The sequence below is a fragment of the Telluria sp. ZT3P26 genome, from assembly GCF_059686035.1.
This window is the reverse complement of record NZ_JCASII010000001.1, coordinates 176,671-193,412: the sequence shown is the minus strand read 5'-3', so window position 1 is coordinate 193,412 and position 16,742 is coordinate 176,671. Positions and strand designations below refer to the sequence as shown.

General features: G+C 66.7%; 12 protein-coding genes. 8 read left to right on the top strand and 4 right to left on the bottom strand.

Annotated elements, in window-relative coordinates; all coding sequences use genetic code 11:
* Positions 1-43 precede the first annotated feature (43 nt).
* The 3 genes from thiL (at position 44) to AC56LN_RS00875 (ending at position 3,966) form a co-directional block, all read left to right on the top strand.
* Positions 44-1,012 carry a thiamine-phosphate kinase gene (gene thiL, locus AC56LN_RS00885; RefSeq protein WP_499569460.1) on the top strand — a complete coding sequence of 323 codons (969 nt, stop codon included), beginning with the start codon at positions 44-46 and terminating at the stop codon, positions 1,010-1,012.
* 74 nt (positions 1,013-1,086) lie between these two features.
* Complete coding sequence (locus AC56LN_RS00880) at positions 1,087-2,082, top strand: glycosyltransferase (protein ID WP_499569458.1); 996 nt, start codon at positions 1,087-1,089, stop codon at positions 2,080-2,082.
* A gap of 24 nt (positions 2,083-2,106) precedes the next feature.
* Entirely contained in the window at positions 2,107-3,966 is a 1,860-nt protein-coding gene (locus tag AC56LN_RS00875; RefSeq protein WP_499569457.1) for a hypothetical protein, read from the top strand.
* Here the strand turns inward: AC56LN_RS00875 and AC56LN_RS00870 are convergent.
* Complete coding sequence (locus tag AC56LN_RS00870; protein WP_499569456.1) at positions 3,956-6,583, bottom strand: EAL domain-containing protein; 2,628 nt, start codon at positions 6,581-6,583, stop codon at positions 3,956-3,958. The two genes, AC56LN_RS00875 and AC56LN_RS00870, sit on opposite strands and share 11 nt — an antisense overlap.
* A complete protein-coding gene (locus AC56LN_RS00865; RefSeq protein ID WP_499569455.1) occupies positions 6,580-8,616 on the bottom strand; it encodes a sensor histidine kinase, YfiR-like protein-associated in 2,037 nt (678 codons plus the stop codon). Before AC56LN_RS00865 ends, AC56LN_RS00870 begins: the two co-directional genes overlap by 4 nt.
* Before the next feature lie 399 nt (positions 8,617-9,015).
* Here AC56LN_RS00865 and AC56LN_RS00860 point away from each other — a divergent pair, with 399 nt between their 5' ends.
* The 4 genes from AC56LN_RS00860 to AC56LN_RS00845 all read left to right on the top strand — a co-directional run bounded on the left by AC56LN_RS00860 (position 9,016) and on the right by AC56LN_RS00845 (position 13,925).
* Complete coding sequence (locus tag AC56LN_RS00860; protein WP_499569453.1) at positions 9,016-9,498, top strand: CinA family protein; 483 nt, start codon at positions 9,016-9,018, stop codon at positions 9,496-9,498.
* Between the two features lie 165 nt (positions 9,499-9,663).
* Positions 9,664-12,498 carry a M16 family metallopeptidase gene (locus tag AC56LN_RS00855; protein ID WP_499569452.1) on the top strand — a complete coding sequence of 945 codons (2,835 nt, stop codon included), beginning with the start codon at positions 9,664-9,666 and terminating at the stop codon, positions 12,496-12,498.
* Positions 12,499-12,579: 81 nt separating this feature from the next.
* Positions 12,580-12,930 (top strand): ArsR/SmtB family transcription factor, encoded by a 351-nt coding sequence (locus tag AC56LN_RS00850; RefSeq protein ID WP_499569451.1) that lies wholly within the window; start codon positions 12,580-12,582, stop codon positions 12,928-12,930.
* Positions 12,927-13,925: a cation diffusion facilitator family transporter gene (locus AC56LN_RS00845; protein ID WP_499569450.1), complete on the top strand. Its 999-nt coding sequence runs from the start codon at positions 12,927-12,929 to the stop codon at positions 13,923-13,925. Before AC56LN_RS00850 ends, AC56LN_RS00845 begins: the two co-directional genes overlap by 4 nt.
* Positions 13,926-13,966: 41 nt before the next feature.
* On the opposite strand, the gene AC56LN_RS00840 is transcribed toward AC56LN_RS00845, so the two are convergent.
* Positions 13,967-14,488: an FKBP-type peptidyl-prolyl cis-trans isomerase gene (locus AC56LN_RS00840; RefSeq protein ID WP_482896353.1), complete on the bottom strand. Its 522-nt coding sequence runs from the start codon at positions 14,486-14,488 to the stop codon at positions 13,967-13,969.
* 47 nt (positions 14,489-14,535) lie between these two features.
* Positions 14,536-15,387: a tRNA cyclic N6-threonylcarbamoyladenosine(37) synthase TcdA gene (tcdA, locus tag AC56LN_RS00835; protein WP_499570760.1), complete on the bottom strand. Its 852-nt coding sequence runs from the start codon at positions 15,385-15,387 to the stop codon at positions 14,536-14,538.
* A 119-nt stretch (positions 15,388-15,506) separates the two neighbouring features.
* Between tcdA and pdxH the strand changes: the two genes are divergently transcribed.
* Complete coding sequence (gene pdxH / locus AC56LN_RS00830) at positions 15,507-16,739, top strand: pyridoxamine 5'-phosphate oxidase (protein WP_499569449.1); 1,233 nt, start codon at positions 15,507-15,509, stop codon at positions 16,737-16,739.
* Positions 16,740-16,742: the final 3 nt, after the last annotated feature.

Here is a 16,742-nt window from a genome sequence, read left to right as displayed (position 1 = left end):
GCCCGGACTGGCCGGTCACTGGCGCCACGGTACAATCGCGGCCATGCTCTCCGAATTCGACCTCATCAAGCGCTACTTCAAGCGCGACCGGCCTGGCCGCGCACCGCTGGGCATCGGCGACGATTGCGCCCTGCTCGCCGTCACGCCGGGCCACCAGCTCGCCATCTCGTCGGACATGCTGGTCGAAGATCGCCATTTCTTTGCTGGCGCCGACCCGCGCATGCTGGGCCACAAGGCGCTGGCCGTGAACCTGTCCGACCTGGCGGCGATGGGCGCGCGTCCCGTCGCCTTTACGCTGGCACTCGCCCTGCCCGAGGCCAACCCGGACTGGCTCGCCGGCTTCTCGCAAGGCCTGTTCGCCCTGGCCGACGCACACGGGTGCGAACTGATCGGGGGTGACACGACCAAGGGGCCGCTGAACATCTGCATCACCGTGTTCGGCGAACTTGCGCCGGGTCACGCCTTGCGGCGCGATGCGGCACAGGTGGGCGACGACATCTGGATCTCGGGCACGCTGGGCGACGCGCGGCTGGCGCTGGCGGGCTACTGGAACGAGCTCGAACTCGACCCGGCATTGCACGCGCAGGCGGCCACGCGCATGCACCTGCCAACGCCGCGCGTGGCGCTGGGCCTGGCGCTGGCCAGCCTGCCCGTCGCCCATGCGGCGCTCGATATCTCGGACGGGCTGGTGGGCGACCTTGGCCACATCCTGCAGGCATCGCAGGTGGGCGCGACGCTCGATGTCGACGCGCTGCCGGCCGGCCCCGTGCTGGCGCAGCAGGCACCGGCGCTGCGGCGGCGCTTCACGGCTGCCGGTGGTGACGATTACGAATTGTGCTTCACGGCGCCGCGCACCGCGCGCGACGCCGTGCTGGCGGCGGGCATGCAGGCCGGCACGCCCGTCACCCGGGTCGGCACCGTCGACGCCGCGCCGGGCCTGCGCCTGGTTGATGCGCATGGTGGGGCGCTCGACCTGGGTGTCGTGGGCTGGGACCATTTCGGAGGCAGCTGAACCAGGAAACGGGCAAATGGAGTTGCAATAAAGCTATAATTCATGGTTTTGCTCTTGTTGAAACCGCCTAGCTTATGAGCACCCATCCAGACCTGCTGTTCCAGGCGCCGCCTGACGCCGGTGCGCCACGCATCGCCGTCATCGTGCCCTGTTATAACGAAGCGTTGACCATCGCCGGTTTGATCGACGAGTTCCGGACGCATCTCCCGCATGCCCAGATCTATGTTTTCGATAACAACTCAAGCGACAACACGGCACAGGTCGCGCGCACGGCTGGCGCCATCGTGCGCCGCGTGGCGATGCAGGGCAAGGGAAGCGTGGTCCGCCGCATGTTCGCCGATGTCGAAGCCGACGCCTATATCATGGTCGACGGTGATGGCACCTACGATGCCGGCGCAGCGCCGCAACTGGTCGAGCGGCTCCTGCGCGACGGGCTGGACATGGTGGTGGGTTGCCGCGTGAGCAGTGAACAGGCGGCCTACCGCTTCGGCCACCGCGCCGGCAACAGCCTGCTGACCGGTTTTCTGTCGATCATTTTCGGGCGTACCTTTACCGATATCCTGTCGGGTTACCGTGTGTTTTCGCGCCGCTACGTCAAGTCGTTCGCTGCCCACTCATCGGGCTTCGAAATCGAGACCGAATTGACGGTCCACGCGCTCGGCCTGCGCATGCCCGTTGCCGAAATCGACACCGCCTACGGCGCCCGGCCGACCGGTTCGGTCAGCAAGCTCAATACCTACCGCGACGGCGTGCGCATCCTGCTCACCATCCTGCGCCTGTTCAAGTCCGAAAAGCCGCTCGGGTTCTATTCGATCGCGTTTGCCCTGTGCGCGCTGGTCTCGCTCCAGCTCGCGCTGCCGGTCTTCGTCACGTACCTCGACACTGGCCTGGTCCCGCGCCTGCCGACCGCCCTGCTGTGCACGGCGCTGATGCTGTTCGGCGTCATCCTGCTGGCCTGCGGCATCATCCTCGACGCCGTCACCAAGACACGCATCGAGCAGAAGCGCTTTTGCTACCTCGCCATTCCCGCCTTCGATGCCGCCGGCGGTACGCGCCCGCGCATTGGCTGACCATCGTCCCCTGGAAAGCACCACATGCGTTTCTTGAAGAAATTTTTTGCCGGACTCGAAGTACGGTTCCAGCGCCACAGCGCCGTGCTGGCCCATCCCCGCGCGCCCGGCATGGCCGTCTGGCTGGTGCCTGTGCTGTTTGGCCTGCTGTCAATCGGCCTTGGTCAGGACGACAACTGGGACTTGAGAAATTACCACTGGTATAACGCCTACGCCCTGCTCAATGGCCGGCTCGACCTCGACATGGCGCCCGGCCAATGGCAGAGCTACTTCAATCCGCTGATCGACGTTCCCTACTACCTGCTCAGCACGACGCTGCCCGGACCGCTGGTCGGGTTCCTGATGGGGTTTGTGCATGGCCTGAATTTCGTGCTGCTGCTGGCCATCGCGCGCCAGCTGCTGAACAGCGGCAACAGCCGCAACGGCGGTGCGCGCCTGCCGATTCTGCTGGCTGCGGCTGGCGTGTGCGGCGCCGGCTTCCTGTCGCAACTGGGCAATACCATGGGCGACAACCTGACCGCGCTGCTGGTACTGGGTGCGCTGTACCTGGTGCTGCGCGGCTGGGATGCCCTGCACGGCGCGTCGGGCCGCGTGTTCGCGCTAATGCTGCTGTCCGGGCTGGCAATGGGCCTGGGTACCGGACTGAAACTGACCAACGCACCGTACGCGGTGGCCCTGTGTCTTGCCTTGCTGACGACGCCGGCGTCGTGGGGCGTGCGTATCGCGCTGGCCGTCACCCAGGGCTGCGCGGTGGCCGTCGGCATCCTGATGACCGCCGGTTACTGGTGGCTGACGATGTGGGAGCGTTTCGGCAATCCGCTGTTCCCCCAGTTTAACAACGTGTTTCGCAGCCCGCTGGCGCAGCAACTCGGCGTGATCGATAACCACCACATGCCGCACAATGCGCTCGAAGCGCTGGCCTGGCCGCTGGTGTTCATGGTCCAGACGGTGCGGGTCTCGGAAATTCCGCTCAAGCTGGCGGTGGTGCCGCTCCTGTACGTGCTGGCGCTGCTGTTCGTGGTGCTGTGGCTGGCCAGAAAAATGCGCAGCCGCCCGGCAGCAGCGGCGCTGTCGCCGCGCGCCCGTTTTCTGATGGTGTTCGGCCTGGTCGCCTATCTGTTGTGGATGAAGCTGTTCGGCATCTACCGCTACCTGGTGCCGCTTGAATTGCTGGCACCGTTGATGGTCTGGCTGCTGGTCGAGCGCATGGCTGCCCCGCGCCACGCAGCGCGCATCGGCGGCTGGCTGCTGGCAGCGGCGACGCTGGCTGTCTTCCCGTTCGTTTCATGGGGCCATGCCGGCTGGGCGTCGCCGAATGTCAGCGCCGAGGTGCCGCCGCTGGCGCGCCCGGCCGACACGATCGTGTTCACCGCCCATGGCGACCCGCCGATGGGCTGGCTGGCCACGTTCTTCCCGCGCGACGTGCGCGTGATTGCGCTGGCCGGGGGCTTTCCCGAGTCGCAGGCCTGGCTCGCGCGCATCCAGTCCGCCATCGCCGGGCGGCCGGGACCGCATTACGTGATGCTGGCAACGGCCCGCAGCGGCAAGGAAGACAGCCTGCAGCGCAAGCGCCAGCTGGCCGATTCGCTTGGCCTGACCGCTGATGCGGCAGGCTGCGAACGGCTCGCCTGGTTCACGACCCGGGTGCGTTTCCAGGTCGATGTGCGGCAGGTCGACGAACCGGGCCGCCGCTGCACGCTCGACCTGCAGCAACGCTATGTGCGCGACCTGCCGGCGCGCGACCGGGAAACGCTGGACACGGCAAAGGCCAGCCTGGCGCGCTACGGACTGGCCATCGATGACGGCGCCTGCAAGACCTATGCGGCGGCGATGGGTGCGGAGCCCTTCCCGTTCCGCTTCTGCCCCGTCACGGTCAAGCCGTAATGCCACCGGGGCGGTCCTGCGGGGCCGCCTCTTGCCCGTCGCCTTCGCGTGGCGTCTTGCGGTCGTCGTACGGGCCGTGCGTCATCCAGTAGTGGCGAAACGCCAGCCGGATATTGTCGCGCAGCGCCATGTCGTCCCACGGCTTGGTATAGAAGCGGTAGATCGCGCCGCGGTTGATCGAATCGAGCACCGCCTCCACGCCCGTGTCGCCCGACAGGATGATGCGGATCGTGTCCGGATACATCTCCTTGACCTTGCTGAGAAACTCGGTCCCGCTCATCACCGGCATGCGCTGGTCGCACAGGATCACGTGCACGTGATACAGCGCCAGCAGTTCGAAACCTTCGGCGGGCGACGATGCCGTCAGCACGCGGTAGCCGTCGCGCCGGAACAACCGGTGCAGCGCAGCCAGCACGTTCGCATCGTCGTCGACGATGAGCAGCGTCTGCACATTGTCGACCACCTCCGGCAGGTGGTCCGGACTGGCGCGGTTCGATACCACGAGCATGGCCAGCTGGCTTGCCGGCAGCGCGCGCGAAAAATAGAAGCCCTGGATTTCATCGCAGCGGTTGCGCCGCAGGTACGCCATCTGCGCGCGTGTCTCGACGCCTTCGGCCACCACCTGCATGTGCAGGCTGTGCGCCATGCTGATGATGGCCAGCGCGATCGCGGCGTCGTCCGGGTTGGTGACGATATCGCGCACGAAGGCAATGTCGATTTTCAGCTTGTCGATCGGAAAGCGCTTCAGGTAGGCCAGGCTCGAGTAACCGGTGCCGAAGTCGTCGATCGCGATACGGATTCCCAGCGCCTTCAGTCGCGTGAGCACCTCGGTGGTGCGCTCGGCATTTTGCATCAGCGCGCTTTCGGTCAGCTCCAGTTCGAGCAGGCTTGCCTCGATGCCGTGGCGTTCAAGGGCGCTGCGCACCACGTTTTCCAGGTCGCCCTCGACGAACTGGCGGCTCGACACATTCACCGCCACCCGCACATCGCGCACGCCGGCCGCGTTCCAGGCCGCGATCTGGCGGCAGGCTTCGTCGATGATCCAGTCGCCCACGCGCACGACCAGGCCGGTTTCTTCCATCACCGGCACGAATTCGGCCGGATACACGAGGCCATAGCCGGGCCGGTTCCAGCGCAGCAGCGCTTCGCTGCCGGCGATGCGGCCGGTATTGAGTTCCATCTTGGGCTGGTAGTGCAGCACGAACTGGTTATCGGCCAGCGCGCCGCGCAGCGCGAGTTCGAGGTCCAGCCGCGCCAGCACCTGCACGTTCATGCCGGCCGTGAAGAAGCGGTAGCCGTCACGGCCCGCTTCCTTGGCCCGCACCATCGCCGTGTCGGCGTACTTGACGAGCGTGCCGGGATCGATCGTGTCATCGGGGTACATCGCGATGCCGATGCTGGCCGTGAGCGCGGCCTGCTGGCCGTGCAGGTCGAACGGCAGCCGCAGCGATTCGCGCACTTCGTTGGCCATGTTCACGGCGTCCTGCTGGTCGCGCGGCATGGTCAGGATCAGCGCGAATTCATCGCCGCCCAGGCGCCCGACCGAATCGCGTACCTTCACGCAGCGCACCAGGCGCGTGCTGAACTGGCGCAGCAGCTCGTCGCCCGGCGTCGTGCCCAGCGAATCGTTGATCACCTTGAAGCGGTCGAGCGTGATGCACAGCACCGCCACGCGCCAGTTCTTGTCCTGGGCCAGCTCGATCGTGCCGCGCAGGTTTTCAAAGAACAGCGTGCGGTTCGGCAGGCCGGTCAGCGCATCGTAGCTGGCGGCGTGGCGCAGCCGCTCCTGCGCCAGCAGGCGCTCGCTGATGTCGCGCGCCACGGCAATCAGCATGCGCTGCGAGTTGCGTTGCCCCTGCGGATCCTGCAGCTTCCAGCTGATTTCCACCGGCACCGAGCCTTCGCCGCCAGCGCGCAGCAAGTCGGTCTCGACGATGTCGGGTTCGGGCGGTCCGCCCTGCGCGGCTGCGCCGATATGGCGCTCGAGCTGCGAGCGCGAGGCCAGGCCCAGCGCCACCGGATCGATGCGCAGCAGCGCGTCGCGTGAAAAACCCAGCATGCGGCAGGCGCCTTCGGACACGTCGACCATTGCCATGCTGGCCGTATCGATCAGGAACAGCGCATCGGGCGTGGCATCCATCGCGCCGCGAAAGCGCGCCAGTTCGGCGGTGCGCTCGCGCACCTGGCGTTCGAGTTCACTGCCGTAGTCGAGGGATTCGCGGTGCAGCAGGCGCACCTCGAGCAGGTTGCGGATGCGCGTCATCACCTCGACCGTGTCGAACGGCTTGCCGATGAAGTCGCGCGCGCCGGATTCGAGCGCCGCCAGTTTCTTGTCCGGTTCGGCCGTCACCACCAGCACCGGCAGCCACGAATCACTTTCCAGCGGTTTCAGGGCTTCCATCACGTCGAAGCCGTCCATGCCGGGCATGTGCAGGTCGAGGATGATCAGGTCGAAGCGGTGCTTCAGGTGCAGCGCGACGACCTGGCGCGGATCGAACGTCGAGAGGACGTTTTCGTAGCCGGTCGTCTTGAGGAGATACTCGAGCAACTGCACGTTGACCGGTTCGTCATCGACGATCAGGATGCGGGCCCGCCTGATGTCGGACAGGGAAATCATGGATGGGTCCTTTCGCCTGGCGCGGCCAGCGTCGGCCCCTCCGCCAGCGTGCTGTCGATCGCTTCCGTAAATTTTTCGATGTCGATCGGCTTGGTCAGGTAGCGGTGGAATCCCGCCGCCATGCCGCGCTCGATATCGCGCGGCATGGCGTTGGCGGTCAGCGCGATCACCGGGATCTGCGCGGTTTCCGGGTCGGCATTCAGCTGGCGCAGCACCTCGAAGCCGCTCATGCCAGGCAGGTTCAGGTCCATCAGGATGATGTCCGGGCGGTGTGCCCGCGCCAGTTGCAGGCCCAGGTGGCCGTCGTGCGCCGCCAGCAGGCGCAGGTCGCGCCGGAACGCCACGATCTCTTCGACCAGGCGCAGGTTGGCCGGATTGTCTTCGACGTACAGCAGCAGGCGCGGCGCGGATTCGGCCGTGGACGCGGACAGCGTGAGTGCGCCGGCGGCGGGCACGGCCCGTTCGGCCAGGCCGGACGTGCGCGGCGCGGTGCTGGCCAGCTCGATCCAGAACACGCTGCCGACACCGGGGCTGCTGGTCACGCCGATCTCGCCGCCCATCAGTTCCACCAGGCGCTTGGTCACCACCAGGCCGATGCCGGTGCCTTCCTGGGTACCCGATTCCTGGCCCAGCCGGTTGAATGGCTGGAACAGGCTCGCGACCTGCTCAGGGTTCAGACCATTGCCGGTGTCCTGCACCGACAGGCGCATGCGCGTGGGCGTGGGCTGGTCGCAGGCAAGCACCACGGCGCCCTCGTCGCGGTTGTACTTGACGGCGTTCGACAGCAGGTTGAGCATGACCTGCTTCAGACGCGTGCGGTCGGCCATCACCACCGCGCCATCGACATCGGGGAACAGCACCCGCACCTTGCGCGTGGCGGCGATCGGCTCGATCATCGTGCGACATTCGAGCAGGATGTCGGCCAGCGCGACCGGCTCCATCGACAGCGTGATGGTGCCCGATTCGACCTTGGCCAGGTCGAGAATCTCGTTGATCAGCGTGAGCAGGTGACGGCCCGACTTGAGGATGTGGTTGGCGAATTCCTTCTTTTGCTCGAGCGTCGACGGCAGTGTGTTCGAGGTCAGGATCTGGGCGAAGCCCAGGATGGCATTGAGTGGTGTGCGCAGCTCGTGGCTCATCGACGACAGGAACGCCGACTTGGCCTGGTTGGCGCTGCGCGCTTCTTCGTTGGCGTTGGCCAGTTCGGCGTTGGCCAGCGCCAGTTGCAGCGTGCGCTCGTCGACGCGCTGCTCGAGCTGCTCGTTCAGGCGCATCACCTCTTGCTGGGCGTGCGAGCGCTCGGTGGCCGAGCGCAGGATGGCGTTGTGCGAGTCTTCGAGTTCGCGCGTGCGGCCTTCGATTTCGGTGAGCATGGCATTGAACGAATCGGCCAGCTCGGCCGCCTCATCGTCGCCGATGCGTGGCGCGCGGCGCGAATAGTCGCGCGTGGCCACCACGTCGCGCGCCACTTCGGTGATCGCAATGATCGGCGACGTCAGCACGCGCCCGAAACGGCGCATCAGCAGGTAGGCGATCGCCATCGCGATCAGGGTGACGCCAGCAGCGATGGCAAGGTAATCGATGAAGCGCGCCAGCATGCGGTTCTCTGCGCGCATCACGACAGTGCCGACCGTTTCGCCATTTTCGACGATCGGCTGGCTGACCACCAGAATGCCGTCGCCGCTCTGGTCGATGCCTTCGAGCCGCCTGGGTACGGGCCGCTTTTCGCCGGTGGCCGAATACGAGGCGAACAGCTGGCCACGCGCATCGTAGATCGCCGCACCGCGCACCAGCGGACTGGCGCGCAGCAGCAGCAGGTCTTCGTTGGCAAGGCGCGGGTCGTCGAAGGTGAGCGCGGCAGACGTCATGTGACCAACCAGTTCGGCGTTGGTCGACAGGTCATTCACAAGCGTCCGGTGATAGCTGCGCAGGTCATACGCCACCACCAGGGCGATCGAGACCAGCAGTGCGACGAATGTCGTCGTCATCACCATGGCGACCAGCTTCTTGCGGATCGAGCGCTGGCGGCTCATGCTTCCTCCACGAACCGTTTCACGAAATGGCTACGCGCGTGCGCTGGGCGCTGGCCCGGCTGGGCTGGCGACTTCACGATGGGGCCGGTCCTGGCCGGCCACGTGCGATGCGTCCGTACGGCATTGTTAAATGGGTGTGAACAAAAAAGGACCATCTGGTTACAGGCACTACCTGCTTTCCAGCATAGCAGCCCGGCCAAGCCGCATGTCGCACGGAACCTTTATCGGGTGTGTACAACCACCTTGCGTTCGACACGACCATGCGGCGAGCATAGCATCTTTACCTAAAGCAACACCATCCGGCTACTGCCTGCCGGCCAGGATGCCGTGCCGGCGCACCGCGCGCTAGAATGGCATCACACGGACAACACCGTCCGCCGACCGCACAAGGAGACGCACGTGACGCATGAACTTACCGATCTTGCAAATCAGGTCAGCCAGACGCTTGGCGCCAAAAAAATGATGCTGGCGACGGCCGAATCCTGTACCGGCGGCGGCATCGCCCAGGCGCTCACCGACATTCCCGGCTCGAGCGACTGGTTCGATCGCGGCTTTGTCACCTATTCGAACACGGCCAAGACCGACATGCTGGATGTGTCCGACGCCGTCATCGCCCAGTTCGGCGCTGTCAGCGAAGAAGTCGCCGCAGCCATGGCTGCGGGCGCCGTCGCCAACAGCAGTGCCGACGTGGCCGTGTCGACCACCGGCATCGCCGGCCCGAGCGGCGGGGTACCCGGCAAGCCGGTCGGCACCGTGTGCTTTGGCTGGGCGCGCGGCGACCATGTGCAGACCGAGCGCCTCGTGTTCCAGGGCGACCGCCAGGCCGTGCGCGCGCAGGCCGTGGCGCACGCGCTGCGCGGGTTGCTGCGCCTGGTCGAATAGCAGGGCATTGGCAGCGCCGGCGCCACGCCTTTGCTGCGTATCCGCGATAATAGCGTGTTGCGCCAAGCGAACGTCGACGGCGTCCTGCCGCCTGCCCTGCCGGCTGGCGGGGGCGTCGCGCGAACGCCGCGCAGGTCGTTGCCACTGAAATTGTCTGGAGAATGCTTGAATATTCCTACCCTGATGGTCCCGCTGATGCTGGCCGCTGCGCCGGCCTCCGGTCCGGCCCAGGCGCAGCCCCCCGCACCTGCGTCGTCACCGGCATCCGCGCCGGTGCCGGCGATCGCCTTTGACAAACTGGTACTGCCCAACGGCCTGCAAGTGATCCTGGTCGAAGACAAGCGCCTGCCGATCGTGGCCGTGAACCTGTGGTACCACGTCGGCCCGGCCAACGAGGCGCCCGGTCTGACGGGCTTTGCCCACCTGTTCGAGCACATGATGTTCGCCGCCACCGCGCACATCCCGCGCGGCATGGCCGACCGCCTGCTCGAAGGCGCCGGCGCGACCGACAGCAACGGCGGCACGGGGTACGACAGCACCAGCTACTACGACACCGTGCCGTCGAACCAGCTCGAACTGGCGCTGTGGGTGCACGCCGACCGCATGGGCTACCTGCTCGACGTGCTCGACCAGCAAGCGCTGACCAACCAGCAGGACGTCGTGCGCAACGAGCGGCGCCAGACCGTCGAGGGCGAGCCGTACGGCATCGTCGAGGAAGCGCTGGCGCGCACGCTGTTCCCGCAGGGGCACCCGTACGCGGCCTCGATCATCGGTTCGCACGCCGACATCCAGAGCGCGCGCCTGGAAGACGTGCGCGTCTTCTTCACCCAGTACTACGGTCCCAACAACGCCAGCCTGGTGATTGCCGGCGACATCGACAAGCAGAGCGTGCGCGACCTGGTCACGCGCTACTTCGGCGGCCTGCGGCGCGGGCCGGACGTGGTGCGCCCGCACGTGGTCACGCCACCGATCACGGCCGAACGCCGTGTCGTCGTGCGCGACCGCGTCGAACTGCCGCGCGTGTTCATGGGCTGGCTCACGCCGCCCGCCTATCAAGCGGGCGACGCCGAACTGATGGTGGCGGCGACGATCCTGGGCGGCGGCAAGTCGAGCCGCCTGTACAAGTCGCTCGTCTACGAACGCCAGATCGCGCAGGACGTCTCGGCCTCGCAAGGCTCGCTCGGCCTGGCCTCGACCTTCGTCATCGACGTGACGGCGCGCGCCGGCCACACGCCGCAAGAGATCGAAGCGGCGATCGACGCCGAGCTGGCCCTGCTGCGCACCGAAGGCCCGACGGCGCGCGAAGTGGAACGTGCCCGCAACAGCCTGGAAACGTCGCTGCTGGCGTCGCTGGAAAAACTGGGCGGCGATGGCCTGGCCGAGCAGCTCAATCACTACAACCTGTACACGGGCGACCCGGGCTACCTCGACAAGGACCTGGCGCGCCTGCGCCGCATCGACGCTGCCGCCGTCCAGCGCGCGGTGCAGACCTGGCTGCCGCAGCAGGCGCGCGCCGTCGTCACGGGCGTGCCGGGCAAGCCGAAGGTGGACGACCCGCGCGCGGGCAAGCCCGCCCGGCCCACTGCCGCGCCAAGGCCGGTGGCCCCGGTCAACGTGGCCGAAGCGTGGCGCGCAACGCCGCCAACAGCCGGCCCGACGCCCCGCTTCAAGCAGCCACGGGGCGAGACCTTCACGCTGTCCAATGGCCTGACCGTCATCCATTACCGCAATCCGGCGCTGCCGCTCGTCTCGAGCCAGCTCGTGGTGCGCAGTGGCGGCGCCGCCAATCCATCCGACCTGCCCGGCCTGGCCGGCTTTACCGCCCAGATGCTGGAAGAAGGCACCGCCACGCGCAGTGCACCCGCCATCGCCGACGACATCGCACAACTGGGCGCGTTCATGGACACGGGCAGCAGCGATGACGTCTCCACTGTCTCGCTGCTGGCCCTGACGTCCACCTTTGCGCGCGCGCTGGAAATCGTCGCCGACATCGTCCAGCGCCCCGCGTTCCCCGCCGCCGAGATCGAACGCCAGCGCCAGGACCGCCTTGGCGCGCTCACGCAGCAGCGCGACGACCCGGAAACCGTGGCTGCGCTGGCGGCAGCAGGCGCGCTGTTCGGCGCGGGCCATCCGAAAGGCTATGGCCAGCTTGGCCTGGAGCCGGCCATCCGGCGCACGACGCGCGATGACATCGTCGGCTTCTGGCGCCGCCATTACGTGCCGTCGAATGCGGCGCTGGTGGTCACGGGCGACATCACGCGCGCCGAACTGGAAGCGCTGGCGCAGGCGCAGTTCGGCGGCTGGACGGCGGCCGAGGCGCCAGCGGCTGCGGTTGGCGCGGCCAAGCCGACCGCTGCGCGCCTGGTCGTCATCGACCAGCCGGACGCCGGCCAGACGGCGCTGCAGGTGGCGACGATGGGCCCGGCGCGCGACACGCCCGACTTCCCGGCACTGCAAATCATGAACGGGGTGCTGGGTGGCATGTTCTCGAGCCGGCTCAACAACAACCTGCGCGAAACGCGCGGACTGACCTACGGCATCCATTCGCACTTCGACTACGACCGCCAGCCGGCGCCGTTTTCGGTGGAAGCGAGCGTGCAGCAGGATGCGACCGGCGAAGCGGTGCGCGAAATCCTGCGCGAAGTCGCGCTGCTGCGCGAGCAGCCGATCTCCGCTGACGAATTGACGGCGGCGCGCAATGCGCAGCTGTTGTCGCTGCCGGGGCAGTTCGAGACCAATGCCGACATCGGCGCGAGCCTGACGGAGTTGTTCGTCTACGGGTTACCGGCGGATTACTACGACAGCCTGGCCACGCACCTGGCCAATGTCGGCGTCGACGACGTGCAGGCGGTGGCGCGCCGATGGCTCGATCCGGACCGGATGATCGTGGTGGCGGTCGGCGAACGGCGCAAGATTCTGCCGCAGTTGCAGAAGCTGGGGCTGGGCCAGCCGGAAGTGCGCGACGACGACGGGCAGGTGCGCGACAAGCCCCGTCACTGAACCGGTGTAGAACCACACCGTGCTTGCCCGGCACAGTTCTTTGCACTAACATGTGAACACCTATTCACATGTTAGAGTCGCATGCACGAACACACCCACACGCACCCGGCCGCCCAGCCGATCGCCCCGCCGCCCGAGGAAGCGATCGGCCAGCTGGCCGACCTGTTCCACCTGCTGGGTGACGCAACGCGCCTGCGCATCGTGCTGGCCTGCCTGACGCAGCCGACGGCCGTGGGCGATATCGCCAGCGCGCTGTCGCTGTCGAGTTCCCTGGTCAGCCACCACCTGCGCCTGCTGCGTGCGGCGCGCATCGTCAAGGCCGAGCGCCAGGGCAAGCAAGTCTTCTACGCAGCTGCCGATGCGCACATCAGCAGCCTGCTTTCCACCATGTTCGAGCACATTGCCGAACCCGCCATCGGAATGGACGCATGAGCCAACATCACCAGCACGATCATGACCACGATCATGGTCACGAGCACAAGCACGACCACAAGCACGACGACCATGACCACGGTCATGGCTTCGGCCACCATCACCACCACATGCCCTCCCCCGAAGGCAACGGCCGCGCTTTCGCGCTGGCGATCGGGCTCAACATGGCCTTCGTCATCATCGAATTCGCCTACGGCTTCATCGCGCACTCGACGGCGCTGATGGCCGACGCGGGTCACAACCTGTCCGACGTGCTGGGCCTGGTGCTGGCCTGGGGCGCGGCAGTGCTCGCCAAAAGCGTGCCGAGCGGCCGCTACACCTACGGCCTGCGCGGTTCGTCGATCCTGGCGGCAATGGGCAACGGCCTGCTGCTGATGGTGGCGTGCGGTGCCATCGCCTGGGAAGCGGTGCAGCGCTTCGCCGAACCGGCGCCGGTCGCCGGCGCCACGGTGTCGATCGTTGCCGCGATCGGCGTGCTGATCAACGGCTTCTCCGCCTGGCTGTTCCTCGCCGGCAGCAAGGGCGACCTGAACATCCGTGGCGCCTACCTGCACATGGCGGCCGATGCGGCGCTGTCGCTGGGCGTGGCGATCTCGGGCCTGATCATCATGTTCTGGGGCTGGACCTGGATCGACCCGGCGGTGAGCCTGGCGATCGTGGTGGTGATCGTGCTGGGCACGTGGTCGCTGCTGCGCGAATCGGTGCAGCTGTCGATGGCGGCCGTGCCGCCTGGCGTGGATGCCGACAAGGTGCGCGGCTTCCTGCTCGCGCAGCCCGGCGTGGCGGATCTGCACGACCTGCACATCTGGGCGCTGAGCACGACCGAGACGGCGCTGACGGCGCACGTCGTGATGCCCGCCGGGTATCCGGGCGATGCGGCGATCGATGCGATGGTGGACGGGTTATGCGGGCAGTTCGCGATTCATCACTGCACGCTGCAGGTCGAGGAAGGCACGACCCATCATCACTGCACGCTGCAAGGGCACGCGCACTGACAGACTGACGTGGCCCGGAACTGGGCCACGCCAGAACAGCATTACTTCACGTTGAGCAGTTCGACGTCGAAGATCAGGTCCGAATCCGGCGGAATCATCCCGCCACCCGCGCCGCGCTTGCCGTAGGCCAGCGCGCTCGGGATGATCAGGGTGCGCTTGCCACCGACCTTCATGCCGGCCACGCCCTGCTCCCAGCCCTTGATCACGCGGCCCGCGCCCAGCTGGAATTCCAGCGGATCGCGGCCGTTGTCGAGTGAGGAGTCGAACTTGCGGCCGCGCTGCTGCTTGGCCAGCGGCTTGTGGAACCAGCCGGTGTAGTTGACGACGACATTGCTGCCCAGCGAGGCTTCCTTGCCGGTACCGACCACGCGATCGACGATCTCGACCTGCGGCGCCTGGGTTTCAGCGGCAACCGGTGGCGTGACAGGGGCCGGCGCGGTGGCCGGCTGCTGCGCTTCCGGCGGCGGCTGGGTCGCTGGCTTGCTGGCGTCCTGTGCGCCTTCCTGGGCCTGGGCGCTGCCTGCAACCAGGAACAGGGCGATGACTGCGGATCGACGAATCATGTGTGCTCTTCCATCAAAAGGTCGCAACCGGGCGGTTGCATCTGCACCTATGATAGCAAGGCAGCCTCAGCTTGCACAGTTTGCCCGGCGGCTGCGGTGACAGCCTGCGCCTGGGCATTGGCCGCCTCGGCCAGCCGGCGCAGCACCTGCCCCGCCGTCACCATGCCGAAGGTGGCGGTCACCACCATGCACGAGCCGAAGCCGGCGCAGTTCAGGCCCGTGATGCCGTTGTCGTCGATCTCACAGGCCTCGCCTGTCTCGGGATACCGCAACGGCTCCATCGAAAACACGGCGTCGATGTGGTACTTCTGCTTTTCACCGCGCGAAAAACCGTATTGCGCGCGCAGCAGCTTGCGCACTTTTTTCAGCAGCGGTTCCTGCTCGGTGCGGGCCAGGTCGCGGATCTCGACCTTGGTCGGATCGATCTGGCCGCCGGCGCCACCCACGACCACGAGCGGCATCTTGTTGGCACTGCACCAGGCGATCAGCGCCGCCTTCGGCTTAACGCTATCAATCGCATCGACCACATAGTCGAAGCCCTGGTTGGCCACCAGCGTTTCGATGTTCTCCAGGTCGATGAAGTCTTCGACCAGGGTCACCTTGCAAAACGGATTGATCTCGGCGATGCGCTGGCGCAGCGCTTCGATCTTCGGCATGCCAATGGTCGATGACAACGCCTGGATCTGGCGGTTGATGTTCGATTCGGCGACGTTGTCGAGGTCGATCAGGGTCAGGTGACCGATCGCGCTGCGCGCCAGCGCCTCGACCACCCACGAACCGACGCCGCCGACGCCGATCACGCAAACGTGCGCCGCGCGGAAACGTTCCAGCGCAGGCTCACCATACAGGCGCCCGATGCCGCCGAAGCGGCGCGCAAAGTCGACATCATCCGTGGGCATCACCGCCGCCCCTTGCTCAAGTAATTGATTCATCCCGATATTGTAGCGGACAGGTCTTTCGCGACTACACTAGAATAATCGTTCGTCAACCAAATAACCTGCGTGTCTCCCACAGAACAATGACCTCTCTCCTGCCCGACACCGCCCCCGATTTCTCCCAGCCAATCGCCGTGCTCAAGCATTGCCATGGCCGCATCCGCAAACAACTGTCGACACTCGAAAAGCTGGTGCCGCACCTGGCCGAACACGGCGTCGACAAGCAGGCGCGCGACGCCGCCGGCGCCGTGCTGCGCTACTTCGACAAGGCGGCGCACCTGCACCACGACGACGAAGAACAGGACCTGATCCCGATGCTGCGCGCCACCGCGCAGGGCGACGACGCCGCCACGCTGCAGGCGCTGGCGCCGACGATCGTGCAGGACCACAACGACATGGACGCCCTGTGGCAAGACCTGCACGAGCAGCTGACCGCGATCGAAGCCGGCAGCGGGACCATGCTCTCCAGCACGGCGGTCGAGCGCTTCGTCGCCCGCTACACGGCGCACATGCAACGCGAGGAAAGCACGCTGGCGCCAATGGCGATGCGCCTGTTCTCGCCCGAGCAGATGGCGCAGCTGGGCCAGGCAATGCAGCGCCGCCGCGGCCTGCTGGCGCCCGAGGCGTTTGACCAGCCGGTGGCATCGGCCACGACGGCAGCCAGGACAGCCGGCGTCGGCCAGGCAGTGGCCGACCTGCGCCAGGATTACGGCCAGGCCAGCCTGAATGAAGACGATGTACTGGATGACCCGATCGCGCAATTCACGGCCTGGTTCGAGCAGGCGCTGGCGGCGCAGGTGAACGAGCCGAATGCGATGACGCTGGCAACGGTCGGCCCGGGCAACCGGCCGAGCTCACGCATCGTGCTGATCAAGCAATTCGATCCGCGCGGCTTCACTTGGTACACCAACTACGACAGCCAGAAGGCGCAGGAACTGCGCGGCAACAACCAGGCCGCCCTGCTGTTCTTCTGGAGTGAACTGGAACGCCAGATCCGTATCGAAGGTCGCGTCGAGATGACGTCGAGCGAAGAAAGCGACCATTATTTCCGCAGCCGCCCGCTCAAGAGCCGGGTGGCGGCGATCGCCTCGCAGCAGAGCAGCCCGATTGCGAGTCGCGCCGCGCTGGAAGCCAATTACGACGCCGTGGCGCAGGCCGCCGGCGATGATCCTGCGCGCCCTGACAACTGGGGCGGTTTCCGCCTGGTGCCGGAGCGCATCGAGTTCTGGCAAGGCCGCCGCTCGCGCTTCCACGACCGGATTGTCTACCAGCGCCAGCCGGACGGCAGCTGGACGCGCTTGCGCCTGCAACCGTGATCG